Raw genomic sequence first — 14,166 nt, 5'->3', positions numbered from 1 at the left:
AATTTTTTAGTTTGAGTAATTAACATCTTATACGATATTTAAACCGTTGCAGATCATTCATCACGCTAACTTCGTTACAGTAAGCTTATTAACTATAATGCTTAGCTAAGTGTAATATTTTTTTCACCATGGCACGCAAGCCATTACCGCGCATCGAACTTAAATGGCTGAATAAATCAATGTCAGTAAAGAACGCTTCAATATTAAATGCAGTGACTTCCTGAGGTGATTTTTTATTAAAGGCACTGAGAACGATAGCCGCTAATCCTTTAACAATTTGGGCTTCACTGTCGACAGCTATCAATAGCAGGTTATTTATTTCATCGTATTCGCATATTAGCCATACTTGACTTTGACAGCCAATGATAAGATTTTCGTCTGTTCTACATGATGCTGGTACGGGAGGGAGTTCCTTACCAAGGTCGATGATATAACGGTAACGGTCTTCCCAGTCATCAAAAAAACAGAGGGTATCTTTGATGTCGCCAGAGTTAATTTTACTACCAAAAGGACTTTCTACTAAGCCAGTAACTGACAGTTTGCTCATCAAAATAGTCCCAGCTCTAATTGTGCTTCTTCCGTCATCATTTCTCGACTCCATGGCGGGTCAAGCACAAGATCCACTTCGACCGACTCGACATTAGGTACTAGGCCAACTTTGTATTTGACATCATTGACCAATACCGGTCCCATACCACAAGCCGGTGCTGTTAACGTCATGGAAATTACAACGGTATTGTCAGTTATTTTGCAGTCATAGATCAAACCTAAATCAACAATATTGACTGGCATTTCTGGGTCGTAGACAGCAGACATCGCTACCCAGACATTACTTTCCATCACGGCTTTATCATCTGAAGTACCTTTTGGCTGCTCAAACTCTATAACAATGGGCTCAAAGCCAAGCGCGTCGGCATCAGTACCATCAACGCGTGCCATATTACCGTTAAGTAGCACGGTATATGCTCCACCTAATGATTGGGTTAAGGTGACAAAGCTGTCTTTTTTAATAGTGATAGGAGTTCCATCAGGCACTAATTGTGCGGGACACTCTCTATTAACTGAAATTATCTTACTTTTCATAGTATTCTCTGTTTTTTTTACTACTTTTCAATGTGGTTGAGGGCGTTATTAAACTGAAAAGCTTTCACCGCAACCGCATTCAGCTGAGCTATTTGGATTGATAAACTTGATGACTTGGTTCAAGCCTTCAGTAACACAATCAATTTCAGTGCCATTGACATAAGGTAAGGCTTCTTGAGTGACATAAAGCGTTAACTTGTCATCCTTGATCATAACTAAGTCTTCACTGACGTCAGTATCGTCAATAAAATCTAGTACATATTTAAAACCATTACAGCCACTTTTTTTCACTGAAAAACACAGACCCATGGCCTGCTTATTTTGTATGTTTTTAGACAGGTAAATACGAGCATTTTCACTCACAGATACACTGGGATTATTTGGTTCAAAAGTCATTACAGTCATAATAAAATTACCCTTGTTGTCGTCATTTTCATTATCATGCTTGAGTTATAAGAAGCTTTTAACTTTAGTTAACGCGGCAAATAATATTGCCACTTCTTCTTCCGTATTGTAAAGAGAAAACGAGGCGCGTACCGTGCCTGCAATGCCAAGCTCGTTCATTAATGGCATCGTGCAATGATGACCTGTGCGTACAGCAACGCCTTGTTGATTAAGTAAGGTTCCGACATCGCTTGGATGCGCATCACCTAGCAGAAAAGACACAATAGCGGTCTTATTTTTTGCTGTGCCATAGAGCTCAATATCGTCCATACCCTCTGCCAGCACTAAACAATGATCTAGTAACCGTTGTTCATGTCGCATCGCACCGACTCGGTCAATGCTATTAAAGTAATCTATTGCTGCGCCAAGTCCGACAGCGCCAGCAATATTTGGCGTACCTGCTTCAAACTTATAAGGTAGTTCATTCCATGTTGCCTGTTGGAATGACACTGTTTTGATCATCTCACCACCGGTTTGAAAGGGGGGCAGTTGTTCTAAGCGCTGTTCTTTGCCGTATAAAACGCCAATGCCCGTAGGACCAAATAATTTATGACCAGAGAAAACGTAAAAATCGCAATCGAGCTGCTGTACATCAACAGTAGAATGCGCAATGGCTTGTGCACCATCGATCACGGTAATTGCACCCACTTGCTTGGCAAGCTGCACAATCTCTTTAACCGGATTAATCGTGCCAAGGGTATTGGAGACATGCGTCATGGCAACAATAGCGGTATTTTTATTGAGCAATTTTTTATAAGCTGAAAAGTTCAACTCGCCTTGCTTATTTATCGGCGCAACCACTAGTTTCGCACCACTTCGCTGTGCCGCCATTTGCCAAGGCACAATGTTGGCATGGTGCTCCATGGCCGAAATAAGTATTTCATCGCCAGGTTTTAAAATACTTTGTGCCAAGCCGCTAGCAATTATGTTAATGGCTTCAGTCGTCCCTTTGGTCCAAATTATTTCATGACTTTTTTTGGCATTAATAAGACCTTGTACCTTAGTACGTGCATGCTCAAATAACTCAGTAGCATTATCACTTAAACTATGGGCACCTCGATGGACATTCGCATTGCTATTGCCATAAAATTGACTGATGGCATCAATGACAACCTGTGGTTTTTGAGTCGTGGCAGCATTATCCAAATAGACTAAGGGTCGACCTTTAATGCTTTGATTTAATATTGGAAAATCTTGCCTTATTTTGGCAATATCGAAGGTACTGCCAATGCTATTTTTTGGTGCAACGGCTGATAAAGAAGACATGGTTATTTCTCTCCCTCGTACTGCAATGATGAAAATAAGCTTGATAAACGTTGTGTAACAAACTCTTGAACACTTTTTTCCGTTAGCTGACCAACTATTTCGGCAATAAAAGCCATGCTCAATAGCCGTTTAGCTTCGACTTTTGAAATACCTCTAGATTGCAGGTAAAACAAGGCCTCACTATCAATTTGACCCACGGTAGCACCATGTGAACATCTGACATCATCAGCATAAATTTCAAGTTCTGGTTTAGTGTTAATAGTGGCAAGATCTGAGAGTAATAAATTTTTATTACTGAGCTCGGCCAAGGTTTTTTGGGCGTCTGGATGAATATGAATACGGCCATTAAATACGGCATTGGCTTCGTTATCGACTAAACCTCGAAAAACTTCATTGCTGGTGCAGTTAGGCACAATATGTTCCAGGCAAGTATGGTTATCAATAGTTTGCTGGTCACGGGCGTAGAAACTGGCTCTAATATCGGTTTTCGCATGCTCACCTTGTAAAGACACGGTAAGATCATTGCGTTTTAGTTTAGCGCCTAAGCTAATTTGATGTTGCTGATAAATGCTATCGCGACCTTGCTGCACACGGTGACTGCATATACTGGTCACACTTTCATCAAGTTGTATCCGGCTATGCGTGATCTTTGCCTGGTCATTAACAAAACATTCAATCACTGTATTAACCATACCCGTATGCTTAAGTGGGGCGTCTTCATGCTCAATTATTGTCGCATTACTGCCGGTTTCAGCAACAACTAATACCCGCATCATGTGGGTTTTTGGCTGCTCACCTAGCGTAAGATTGACGATATAAAAAGGTTTTTCAACATGACAATCCATAGGAATGTGAATAAGCAAACCGTCTTCAAATTGTTCGCTATTTAAGCTAGAGAAGTAGTCATGGTAGTAGTTATGACTGGTATCTAGGTGAGCAACAATGAGCTCTTGCTGAGCGGCACTGGCCTCAGAAAATAAAACACTATAAGGATTGTTATTATGTTGAGATAATTCACTGACAAATACGCCATTAACAAAAACTAACCGATACGCATCAAGAGAACTTATCAAGGATTGTGCAAGTAATTGATTAATATCATTGACACTTTTTGCCTCAAGATCCTTGATACTCTCAGTATCGATAGGCTCACTGGCTAAGAGTTTTTCAAGTTTAAGATATTTCCAATCTTCCGTTTTCTTGGTCGGTAATTGTAGGCTGGTCAAACGTTCGCTAGCCGCATCACGAATAGTTTGTAACCACGCGTTTTTATCAGGCTGTTGCTTCGCAGTGAAGTCAGTTGTTATTGCGTTTAAATTATTCATGGTTAAGCCTTAAGTGAGTTAGCAGGCTGCTCAGTTCCACTTTCTAACCAACTGTAGCCTTTTTCCTCTAATTCTAACGCCAGTTCACTGCCGCCAGATTTAACGATCTGTCCGTCAACCAAGACATGGACAAAGTCAGGTTGTACGTAATCTAGTAATCGTTGGTAGTGAGTGATTAAGACAAACGAACGATCGGGACTACGTAAGGCATTAATACCATCAGCCACTACTTTTAGCGCATCGATATCTAGGCCGGAGTCGGTCTCGTCAAGTAGACATAACGTCGGCTCTAGCATTAACATTTGCAGAATATCGTTACGTTTTTTTTCACCACCTGAAAAGCCTTCATTGACACCACGCTTAAGAAAATCGGTATCTAGATCAACAAGCTTACATTTTTCACGCGCCAGTTTCATAAACTCAACAGCACTGAGTAGCGGCTTATTTTGATGAGTGTGGAGACACTCGAGTGATGTTTTTAAAAACTCAAGGTTACTGACCCCAGGGATTTCAACTGGGTATTGAAAGGCAAGAAAAACACCTTCGCGGGCCCGCTCTTCAGGTGCAAGGGTTAATAAGTCTTTACCTTCAAACAGTACAGTTCCATCGGTTGTGTGATAATTATCACGACCAGCGAGTACATTAGATAAGGTACTTTTACCGCTACCATTGGGGCCCATAATGGCGTGTACTTCACCAGGTTTAACCTCAATATTTAATCCTTTAAGAATTTCTTTATCATCGACTGTGGCTCTTAAATTTGCAATTTTTAGCATCTTTTAACCTTAATATATTTTTATAAAACTTTTATCAGCCGAGTAATTCAGCTGATATTTGTATGATGAACTTTTGATTTTGCGTAGGGTGTTATCCAACAGATCCTTCTAGGCTGACCTCTAACAGTTTTCCGGCTTCAACGGCAAATTCCATTGGCAATTCTTTAAAAACTGATTTACAAAAACCATTAACAATCATTGAGACCGCTTTTTCAGGGTCTATACCGCGTTGTTGGCAAAGAAATAACTGATCTTCACTGACTTTTGAGGTCGTTGCTTCATGTTCAACAATCGCACTAGGGTTTTTACTGACAATATAAGGGAAGGTATGTGCAGCGCATTGATCACCAATTAAAAGCGAGTCGCATTGGGTAAAATTACGTGCGCCTTCTGCTTTGGGTGACATGTTGACTAATCCACGATAGGTATTCGAGCCTTTGCCTGCTGAAATGCCTTTTGAAATAATGGTACTGCGGGTATTGCGACCCAGATGAATCATTTTGGTCCCAGTATCAGCCTGTTGTGCATTTCGTGCTAGGGCAACTGAATAGAATTCACCGACACTATTATCACCCAGTAAGATCACGCTTGGGTATTTCCAAGTAATTGCTGAGCCTGTTTCTACCTGAGTCCATGATATTTTCGCATCGGTGTGACAGACACCGCGTTTAGTGACAAAATTATAGATACCACCTTTACCGTTTACATCACCGGGATACCAGTTTTGCACCGTTGAATATTTGATTTGCGCGCCTTTTAAAGCAACTAATTCCACCACGGCTCCATGCAGTTGATTTTCGTCTCGTGATGGTGCTGTACAGCCTTCAAGATAGCTGACATAACTGCCTTCATCAGCAATAATCAAGGTGCGTTCAAATTGACCGGTATTCATTTCATTAATTCGGAAATAGGTCGATAACTCCATCGGACATTTAACACCTTTAGGAATATAAACAAACGAACCGTCACTAAATACCGCGCAGTTTAGCGCTGAATAAAAGTTATCATTGATGGGAACAACAGAGCCTAGGTATTTTTTAATCAGTTCTGGATGTTCGATGACCGCTTCTGAAAGCGAGCAGAAAATAACACCAGATTCAGCCAACTTTTCTTTAAAGGTAGTGATGATAGAAACACTGTCAAAGACCATGTCCACGGCGACACCAGCGAGTGTTGCTTGTTCATGCAGTGGAATACCTAACTTTTCATAGGTGCGCAGTAACTCAGGATCGACCTCGTCTAAACTTTTAGGGGCATCTTCTTGACTTTTAGGACTTGAGTAGTAAGCAATGGAGTTAAAGTCAATTTCGGGGTACTTGACATGCGCCCAATCCGGACGTTCCATTTTTAGCCACTGTTGGTAGGCATCTAAGCGCCATTGCAACATAAATTCAGGTTCATTTTTTTTGGCAGATATTTTCCTAATAACATTTTCATCCAATCCAGGATCAAAAGTCTGCATTTCAATATCTGTTATAAAACCAGCGTCGTAGCCAGAATTAATATGCTCATCAATAACATTGCTTTCGCTCATAATGATCAACTCTCTTTATATAGGTTTGCAAAGTAAATAGTGTAGCGTCACAGGCCAAATCTTAAACATATACATTTGGTAAAGCTCTCTTTAGGGTCCATCACCACTATTAGCTAGGGTCATATCGCCACTGTTAGGCTCTCAATTGTGTTGTTTGGACATTCACATCACAATGAATACTAATTTAGTAATGTTTATAAGTTTACATGACACGCATAACCTATACAATACTAAATTAGTATTTATTATTGAGCGCTTTAATTATTACTTAATCGTTTATTGGTTGGTAAAGGTTTGATAGATATTTGGTAGAGAGTGCAAAAATAAAGGGGTTCATTGAATTTACTGAGTGGCCTAAAGGAAAAAATAATACCATTGGGGTATACTATATATTATAATTATTGGCCAAATGAGGCTGGTATGTTTTTTGAGAGAGTGCTTTATGATAAGAATTAGCCGCATGGCCGATTATGCGTTATTGGTAGTATTCAAAATGTGTGATCGCGACGAGCTAATCACGCTAGAGCGTTTGTGTGAGTTAACCACTTTAACGCTACCGACTGTACGTAAGTTGATGCGATCACTTACCCATAGCAATTTAGTATTATCGGTTAGAGGACCTCGAGGTGGTTATAAACTGAGTCGTCAATCCGCTCAAATATCTATCGCAGACGTAATTGAAGCGATTGATGGGCCTATCGCCTTAACGGAGTGTGTTAAGTCAGATGGTGGTGATTGTGAATTAGCAGACACCTGTGGGTTAAAAGGAAATTGGAATATCGTTAACCGCTTGATTTCTAATGCGCTGCATAACGTAACACTCGATGCCATGGGGCAAGAACCCATGGATGTTAAACAGCTAAAATCAACTCTGATCACAATATCTGATTAAGGCCAATTATTATTCACAATCAGTAATCAGTAATCAGTAATCAAAAATCAGTAGCAATAATAGATTATTTAAACCAGTCGCCAAGCCGATCATCATCTTTTTGGCTGTCTGCCTATTATTTAGATAACCTTAGCCTAGGCTGTTGTATCACCGTAAAGTGCATCAATTGCAATGCTAGGTATAAATGTAATTGAAAAATAATAAAAATTAATGCTTCAGACCTATTTGTTGTATTACGTCATGCCTTAGACTCAAACATAATGCATTCTTGTCGCGCGCGGCTAATGTTTAGAGCAATAAATTAGGAGATAATGCCATTAAGGTTAAAGTATCAAATCAATTTAGGTTAATCTCATTGATATTAACCGATAAAGGAAGCGTTTGTGTTAGCTAACTCAATAGTTGTGCTCGATTTTGAAACCACGGGTTTATCGCCAGACCAAGGTGAACGTGCCATTGAAATAGGCGCCGTTAAACTTGAAAATGGTATCGTTACCGACAGGTTTCAAGCTTTGATGAACCCAGGTCGACGCATTAATAGTTTTATTGAAAATTATACCGGTATCAGTAATAGAATGTTGGCTGTTGCATCGCCTTGTGCAAAAGTGATGACTGATTTTGCGAGCTTTATCGGCGAGAGCAATTTACTAGCGCATAACGCCTCTTTTGATGCTCGTTTTCTCGAGGCTGAATTTGCTCGTTTAGGCCGTCAGGTTTTAGGCGAGTTTACTTGCTCGTTATTAGTATCACGCCGTATTTATCAAGATGCGCCAAATCATAAATTGGGTACGTTAATTAATTATAAAAATATTGCCGCTGATGGCAGTTTTCACCGAGCGTTATTTGATGCAGAAATGACCGCTGAACTCTGGTTGATTATGTTAAACGATCTTAGCGAACGCTACGGATTAGAAGATATTCCCTTTAGTTTGATCAAGCGATTAGCTAAAACGCCCAAAGCGCAAATCAACAAGTTACTGACTAATTACGCCAATAAAATAACCAAAGCCGTTCAGGCTTAATATCCTTATACCAATCCCATTAAGTTATTACTCACTTGTACTAGTTAAAATAGCTCAAGGCTGTGTTGCTCTCACTCCCAATAGCCAGCTATTGCTCAATCGAGCGCCTTACCTTGAATTATTTTTCCTGCGCACAACAAGATCACAAACTTAATGGAACTGGTATTAGTCATATTAGCCGCTAAAGGACTTAATTTAATATTGATTGATTGACCAAAATCATGGTTTCAATCTCTATCTCTATCACAGAGCTTGACAGCTGTTGCTCATGCTAGAAAATATTAAAAATTAACCCGGTTAACTCAAACACTAAAGCATAAATTATGCTTATTCAGTATCAAGCCATGCTCAGGTATACTATTTATATACTGAGATCATCATTAAATTATACAGAAAAATTAGGAGGTTACTTTGCCTGAAAAGACAACAAAAGTGGTAAAAGGTTTTGCTTTAGTACTAAGCGATGATGATAAGTTAATTCCCTCACAAAGAATAATAGGCATTGAAAAAACGCTACCGGCACTCAAACCTGGGCAAGTATTAGTTAAAATGCTGGCGACACCGGTTAATCCCTCTGACTTAATGTACTTATTGGGTAAATACGGCTTAACCGCCGAAGATGGTGCATTTGTTGGCTTTGAAGGTTGTGGCATTGTAGAAGCAGCTAATGCTGGACTTTACGGTAAGTGGTTAACGGGCAAGCGCGTCGCTTTATCAGCACAACCGGGTATTGACGGCGTGTGGGCTGAATATGCTATTACAAAAGCAAATTTATGTTTGCCAGTTCGAAAAGCATTAAGTGATGAGCAAGCGGCAACGATTATAGTTAACCCTTGTACTTCTGTTTGCCTAGTAGAGCGAGCCATAGCATTGGGCAGTAAAGCCATTGTTATTAATGCTGGGGCAAGCCAAGTGGGTAAGGGCGCTATACGTTATGCAAAGCTTAAAGGTATTAAAACCATAGCGACAGTGCGCAGTGCGGCAAATGTTGCGGTTTTGCAAGCGTTAGGGGCCGATTGCGTGTTATTAACATCAGATGAGAGTTTTGATCAATCATTAAAGCATTGGGCGAAAAAACTCAAGGCAACAGTGTTGTTAGATGCCGTTGCGGCCGATGACACACCTAGAGCTTTAAATGCCATGCCTAATAGTTCTACGGCTTTGGTTTATGGTCGACTAACCGAAACTCAAGATGCGCTTGGCGGCTTGTTTAGCGTAGCTGATGTGATCTTTCGTGATATTCGAATAGAGGGTTTTTGGTTGGCAAAATACATTGGTGATGCTTCACCCTTACAAGTATTAGCCTTGAGTTCAAAAGTACAAAAATTATTTGCTCAAGGGATTTTTAAGACCGATATTTATGCCCGAGTTGGTTTTGAGGATTTTGCCCAAGCATTAGATCATTACGCGCAACATAAAAGTGATGGCAAGGTGATATTAGTGCCTAATATTACTTAAAATAATACCTTAGCCAACGTATTGAAAAGCGCCAACATGTTTAGTTTTTTTAGTTACTGGTAATATCAGCGTAGTTAGCTTGCAAAGATAGTATAATATTTTCTGCTGCTAACTCTATCTCTAAACCACGCTTACCCCCACTAATAAAAATAGTGTTTAACACTTCTGCGCTATGGTCCAGCACGGTTATTAAAGGCTTTTTTTGCCCTAATGGACTAACACCACCAAGGATATAGCCGGTAGATTTTTGTACTTTATGGGCATCAGCCATTTTAATTTTTTTAGCGTTAAGGGTTTTTGCCAGCTTCTTTAAGCTCAGTTGCTTAACCACTGGAATAATAGCAACTGCTAAATAAGCATTATCAACATCAACCACGAGCGTTTTAAAAACCACTTCAGCGCTAACCTTGAGTTTATCAACCGCTTCAAGACCAAATGATCTGCAACTAGCATCATGCTGATAGTGATGTAGTTTATAAGCCAGTGTTAATTTATTTAGTTGCTTAACTGCGGGGGTCATAATTATTTAGTCCACCTTTAAGGTTTTAAATCTAATCTAAGTAAACCAAACCATCATTTTATGAGGACAAAAATGGCTTACTCAACCACTAGGTTGTTGGTTATCTTCTGCGCCAATGAGCTGATCACTTTTCGCATTTGCTCAACAGCGTGCTCATAGCCATTTTCTTTGAGCGCTACAGCTAGGGTAAAGTTATACTCTTTTTCTGGGTTTTGCACGCCTTGCCCTTGCAGCCAATAAGTGCCTGCAAGTAAGGCTTGTGATTGATGAGTAGCATGAAATGCCGTGATGTTAATTACAACAACTGTATCTGCTGTTACTTGGTTTTTTGCTGATGTGACAATATAATTAAAACGACTATTAAAATAATTTAAATCTTGCGCTAAGGCTTGCGTAATACTGCTCTGTAGTGGCTCTGCCCACATATTAAAGTGCGAGTAGTACAACTGGTGACTGGAAAGCTGCAGAACCAAACTGGGTTGTCTTAAATAATCAGGTAACTCTAACAAGGTAATACCAACGTGCTGACTATCTTGATAATTGATGTTGTCAGTGTTAACTGCGCTGGTTGTCGTTGGACTATTAAGTAAATAATATTGTGTTTTGTTAGCGGGAGCCGAGCTACAAGCCCCAAGCAGTATAGTTGACACCATAGCGATCATTAAAGCCTGTTTCATTGTTGTGCTCCATTAAGTTTTGTCGGTACTGGCTCAGTTACCTCGCCGTTATTAAAGAGTAAACTGTTAGGTTTATGCTTGAGCTGATTGAGCAAAGGCTTTAATTCGTTCATGGTGGCGGTTAGCGTATGTAACGTGCTGCGCAGTTCTTCATAGCCTTGAGAGCCAGATGACAAGTCTTTGGTTAAGGTATTAATACCTTGTAAGGCTTTACTGAGTTCACTACTAATTTTTTGCTGCTCAACTTTACTTAATAAGCTATCAAGGCTATGACTTACCCCTTGTAACTCTTGCGCGGTTTGAGTCATTTCTAACATCAGTTTATTGGCATTTTCACTCATATTATTGAGTGGGATATTATTTAAGTTATCCATAAATTGTTCCGCTTTTGCGGTGATTTGTGAAAAGTCATCACTACTAGTTGGAATAATAAGGAAGTCATCATATTTTGCTATTTCGCTGATCGGCTGGTCTTTATTGTGTTGTAAATCAACGTATAGGCTGCCAGTTAAAATATTTCCTGTGCGCAGAACGGCTTTTAAACCGTGCTCAATCCAGTAAATATTTTGTTTTATCATAAGCTCTTTACCTTCATCATTATCGGGCAGGCCTATTCGACCGGGCTGTAAGCTGATCAGTACGGGGATCTTAAAGTCTGCTTTGGTAAATTTGTTTTCACTTCGGGTTAATGCCATGTTGACTGATTGCACTTTACCTATTTGTATTCCTCGATACTCAACCGGCGCACCAACAGATAGGCCTCTAATAGAGTCGCTGACCAGTACGACAAATTCGATTGATCGGCGGTATCTCTCGTCGTCAGCAGCTTCATAACTCTCGTAGATGTCAAAATATGAGCGCTCACCAATTTTTTCACCAATGCCCATGCCTTTAGGAATACCGAAGGTAGCACCGTTGGTTAACATGGTTTCAAAATTGCCAGTTTTAACTGATATGCCATCGGCATTTAAATCAAGTTGCAGACCACTTACATCCCAAAACTTAGTATTACTGGTAATAAGTTGATGATAAGGCGCTTTAATAAAGGCATTGTAATAAACAACACGTTCTTCAAAATTAAAATAGATGTCTTCAAACTGGCCAACGGTTAAGCCTTTATAAATAATAGGATCGCCTTTTTTATAAGCAAACTGGTCGTTGCTATTAAGGGTTATATGCAAACCTGGAGTGCCTGAAGGCGTCAAGGGTGGCGAGTTTAAGGCATCAAAAACATAGCGTTCTTGATGGCTTTTTCCAGGTGATATTTCAATATACACCCCCGATATTAACGTGCTGAGACCTGATACGCCGGTATGCGATATTTGTGGTGAAACTACCCAAAATGTGCTGTCAGCCAATAAAAATTGTTCTGCTGATTTTTTTATTTTTGCAGTAACAATTACGCCATTACCGTTTTGATTAAGCTCAATGGAACTTACTTCTCCAATATCAACATTGCGAGATTTTATTTTGGTTTTTTCAGCTTCCATACCTTCAGCGGTAAGGAAATGGATGGTGACTTCTGTGCCTTCATTACTCCATTGATAATAAATCATCCAGCAGCCAATAAAGATTGCGATGGCAGGAATAAACCAGATAGTTGATACGGTTTTAACTGGCTTTATTGTCGCGTTTGGCATTTTAGTATCATTCATAATTTTTTATATTTTTCCAAATCAATTGCGGTTCAAAACTCATTGCGGCTAGCATAGTGACAATAACTAAACCGGAAAACGCTAAGGTAGCCGCTCCAGGGGTTATGCTCATGGCCGGGCCAAGTTGAATTAAGCTAGCCAGAATAATAACGACGAAAACATCTATCATTGACCAACGGCCAACAAATTCAGCCATACGATACCATTTTACTCTTTCTAAGCTTAATCTATCACTTTGTTTTTGAACACTATAATTTAACCAAGCCAGCACTAATATTTTAGCGACGGGTATAACAACACTGGCAAAAAAAATAATGGCAGCGATAGGGTAAGAGCCTAAGTTCCACAGTAAAATAACCCCGCCAATAATGGTGCTGGGATTATCTTGGCCCCAAAAGTGAGTAGTCATAATCGGGAGTGTATTTGCCGGTATGTACAACACCACCGCGGTGAGCAGTAGCGCCCAAGTTTTTTGCACACTCAGTGCCTGTTTTGTTGGGTCTTCTTGGGCTACTTTAGCGTGACTTTGATGTATTTCGATATTATGCGCTTTTTCAACTTTAGTTAATAATTGGTATAGCTCGCGCTTATCGATATGTAAAACCACGAGTGTCATTGATAATGTGAATAAAATAAAAGCATAAAAAGACAAGCCTAATTCAATATCAGCCATAGATATAATTTTGATTAAACTAACCAGAGTGCCGATGAGGAATATTTCCACCATACTCCAAGGCAATAACCTAAAAACCATGGCCAATACTCGACGGCCATACTTAGGGTGTAAACCTTTATTCAGCGGGATAAGCAAGTAAATAAGCGACAACAAAACAACAGTTGGAATAGCAAATATAGTGAGAAACTCGATCAGTGCTAAAATTTGATAATTATTATTGATTAAAACAATAAAGCTTGTGATAGCATCAAAATGGTTTTCTAAGCCATTGGTACTAAAAGACAAGAATGTAAAAGGTAATGAGGCTAATAAAAATATTAATGCGGCAACAGCAAAAGCAACAATTCTTTCATTAGCATTACGATGAATCGCATTCAACGTATAGCCACAACGAGGGCATTGTGCTTTTTGACCTTCTTTTAATACCGGTAATTTGACAGCCAGCGCACACTCATAGCACTGAATTTCAACAGGATATATTTCGTTATTTTGCAAATCTTTTGGCATTGTCAATGCCATCCTCAAGGTCAATTTTTTACAATAGCTTAAATTAGCATATATTATAGTAATCTAACTAAATAATTTTGATGAATATTATTGATATTCAGCTAATAATTTCCTGTCTTTAATCTGCTATTTTGGCTAGCTCGGTTTTATGACTAAAAATTAACAAGGCTTGTACTTATAGATAATTTTATATCCATCGATATATAATACCAGTTCCATTAAGTTTGTGATCTTGTTGTGCGCAGGAAAAATAACTCAAGGTAAGGCGCTCGATTGAGCAATAGCTGGCTATTGGGAGTGAGAGCAACACAGCCTTGAGCTATTTTAACTA

14 protein-coding genes are annotated in these 14,166 nt (G+C 39.5%); 3 read left to right on the top strand and 11 right to left on the bottom strand.

All coding sequences use genetic code 11. The features are described from left to right. Window positions 1–88: 88 nt before the first annotated feature. The 7 genes from ESZ39_RS02955 to sufB form a co-directional block, all read right to left on the bottom strand. Window positions 89–547 (bottom strand): SufE family protein, encoded by a 459-nt coding sequence (locus tag ESZ39_RS02955; RefSeq protein ID WP_146878309.1) that lies wholly within the window; start codon window positions 545–547, stop codon window positions 89–91. Beyond that, window positions 547–1,083 (bottom strand): putative Fe-S cluster assembly protein SufT, encoded by a 537-nt coding sequence (gene sufT, locus ESZ39_RS02950; RefSeq protein ID WP_146878308.1) that lies wholly within the window; start codon window positions 1,081–1,083, stop codon window positions 547–549. The genes ESZ39_RS02955 and sufT overlap by 1 nt, the downstream gene beginning before the upstream one ends. Before the next feature lie 48 nt (window positions 1,084–1,131). Beyond that, complete coding sequence (locus tag ESZ39_RS02945) at window positions 1,132–1,488, bottom strand: HesB/IscA family protein (RefSeq protein ID WP_146878307.1); 357 nt, start codon at window positions 1,486–1,488, stop codon at window positions 1,132–1,134. 45 nt (window positions 1,489–1,533) lie between these two features. Continuing rightward, a complete protein-coding gene (locus ESZ39_RS02940) occupies window positions 1,534–2,793 on the bottom strand; it encodes an aminotransferase class V-fold PLP-dependent enzyme (RefSeq protein ID WP_146878306.1) in 1,260 nt (419 codons plus the stop codon). Window positions 2,794–2,795: 2 nt separating this feature from the next. After that, window positions 2,796–4,118 carry a Fe-S cluster assembly protein SufD gene (sufD, locus tag ESZ39_RS02935; protein ID WP_146878305.1) on the bottom strand — a complete coding sequence of 441 codons (1,323 nt, stop codon included), beginning with the start codon at window positions 4,116–4,118 and terminating at the stop codon, window positions 2,796–2,798. A 2-nt stretch (window positions 4,119–4,120) separates the two neighbouring features. Further along, the gene (sufC, locus tag ESZ39_RS02930; protein ID WP_146878304.1) at window positions 4,121–4,894 is read right to left on the bottom strand and encodes a Fe-S cluster assembly ATPase SufC; all 774 of its coding nucleotides are present in this window, start codon (window positions 4,892–4,894) and stop codon (window positions 4,121–4,123) included. Between the two features lie 91 nt (window positions 4,895–4,985). Next, complete coding sequence (gene sufB, locus ESZ39_RS02925; RefSeq protein WP_146878303.1) at window positions 4,986–6,428, bottom strand: Fe-S cluster assembly protein SufB; 1,443 nt, start codon at window positions 6,426–6,428, stop codon at window positions 4,986–4,988. Window positions 6,429–6,870: 442 nt separating this feature from the next. Here sufB and ESZ39_RS02920 point away from each other — a divergent pair, with 442 nt between their 5' ends. From ESZ39_RS02920 to ESZ39_RS02910, 3 genes are all read left to right on the top strand, one after another. After that, the gene (locus tag ESZ39_RS02920) at window positions 6,871–7,320 is read left to right on the top strand and encodes an SUF system Fe-S cluster assembly regulator (RefSeq protein ID WP_146878302.1); all 450 of its coding nucleotides are present in this window, start codon (window positions 6,871–6,873) and stop codon (window positions 7,318–7,320) included. Window positions 7,321–7,703: 383 nt separating this feature from the next. Further along, the gene (locus tag ESZ39_RS02915; protein ID WP_146878301.1) at window positions 7,704–8,342 is read left to right on the top strand and encodes a PolC-type DNA polymerase III; all 639 of its coding nucleotides are present in this window, start codon (window positions 7,704–7,706) and stop codon (window positions 8,340–8,342) included. Window positions 8,343–8,753: 411 nt separating this feature from the next. Continuing rightward, window positions 8,754–9,800 (top strand): zinc-binding dehydrogenase, encoded by a 1,047-nt coding sequence (locus ESZ39_RS02910; protein ID WP_146878300.1) that lies wholly within the window; start codon window positions 8,754–8,756, stop codon window positions 9,798–9,800. 49 nt (window positions 9,801–9,849) lie between these two features. Here the strand turns inward: ESZ39_RS02910 and ybaK are convergent, their stop codons facing one another. The 4 genes from ybaK to ESZ39_RS02890 form a co-directional block, all read right to left on the bottom strand. Then, window positions 9,850–10,320 carry a Cys-tRNA(Pro) deacylase gene (gene ybaK, locus ESZ39_RS02905; protein WP_146878299.1) on the bottom strand — a complete coding sequence of 157 codons (471 nt, stop codon included), beginning with the start codon at window positions 10,318–10,320 and terminating at the stop codon, window positions 9,850–9,852. 77 nt (window positions 10,321–10,397) lie between these two features. Next, on the bottom strand, window positions 10,398–10,997 hold the full coding sequence (locus ESZ39_RS02900) for a membrane integrity-associated transporter subunit PqiC (RefSeq protein ID WP_146878298.1): 600 nt from the start codon (window positions 10,995–10,997) through the stop codon (window positions 10,398–10,400). After that, entirely contained in the window at window positions 10,994–12,652 is a 1,659-nt protein-coding gene (gene pqiB, locus ESZ39_RS02895; RefSeq protein WP_146878297.1) for an intermembrane transport protein PqiB, read from the bottom strand. The genes ESZ39_RS02900 and pqiB overlap by 4 nt, the downstream gene beginning before the upstream one ends. Next, window positions 12,645–13,835: a paraquat-inducible protein A gene (locus ESZ39_RS02890; protein WP_146878296.1), complete on the bottom strand. Its 1,191-nt coding sequence runs from the start codon at window positions 13,833–13,835 to the stop codon at window positions 12,645–12,647. Before ESZ39_RS02890 ends, pqiB begins: the two co-directional genes overlap by 8 nt. Between the last annotated feature and the right edge of the window lie 331 nt (window positions 13,836–14,166).

The organism is Colwellia sp. C1TZA3, assembly GCF_007954265.1.
GTDB lineage: Bacteria > Pseudomonadota > Gammaproteobacteria > Enterobacterales > Alteromonadaceae > Cognaticolwellia.
The sequence above is the reverse complement of the archived record's forward strand: the minus strand, read 5'-3'. Positions and strand labels throughout refer to the sequence as shown.

Excerpts from the sequence above, each read along its gene's own strand:
- ESZ39_RS02890 (WP_146878296.1), bottom strand. The coding sequence starts at position 13,835 with ATGCCAAAAGATTTGCAAAATAACGAAATATATCCTGTTGAAATTCAG.
- ybaK (WP_146878299.1), bottom strand. The coding sequence starts at position 10,320 with ATGACCCCCGCAGTTAAGCAACTAAATAAATTAACACTGGCTTATAAA.
- ESZ39_RS02920 (WP_146878302.1), top strand. The coding sequence starts at position 6,871 with ATGATAAGAATTAGCCGCATGGCCGATTATGCGTTATTGGTAGTATTC.
- ESZ39_RS02955 (WP_146878309.1), bottom strand. The coding sequence starts at position 547 with ATGAGCAAACTGTCAGTTACTGGCTTAGTAGAAAGTCCTTTTGGTAGT.
- sufT (WP_146878308.1), bottom strand. The coding sequence starts at position 1,083 with ATGAAAAGTAAGATAATTTCAGTTAATAGAGAGTGTCCCGCACAATTA.
- pqiB (WP_146878297.1), bottom strand. The coding sequence starts at position 12,652 with ATGAATGATACTAAAATGCCAAACGCGACAATAAAGCCAGTTAAAACC.
- ESZ39_RS02900 (WP_146878298.1), bottom strand. The coding sequence starts at position 10,997 with ATGAAACAGGCTTTAATGATCGCTATGGTGTCAACTATACTGCTTGGG.
- ESZ39_RS02940 (WP_146878306.1), bottom strand. The coding sequence starts at position 2,793 with ATGTCTTCTTTATCAGCCGTTGCACCAAAAAATAGCATTGGCAGTACC.
- sufB (WP_146878303.1), bottom strand. The coding sequence starts at position 6,428 with ATGAGCGAAAGCAATGTTATTGATGAGCATATTAATTCTGGCTACGAC.
- sufD (WP_146878305.1), bottom strand. The coding sequence starts at position 4,118 with ATGAATAATTTAAACGCAATAACAACTGACTTCACTGCGAAGCAACAG.
- ESZ39_RS02945 (WP_146878307.1), bottom strand. The coding sequence starts at position 1,488 with ATGACTGTAATGACTTTTGAACCAAATAATCCCAGTGTATCTGTGAGT.
- sufC (WP_146878304.1), bottom strand. The coding sequence starts at position 4,894 with ATGCTAAAAATTGCAAATTTAAGAGCCACAGTCGATGATAAAGAAATT.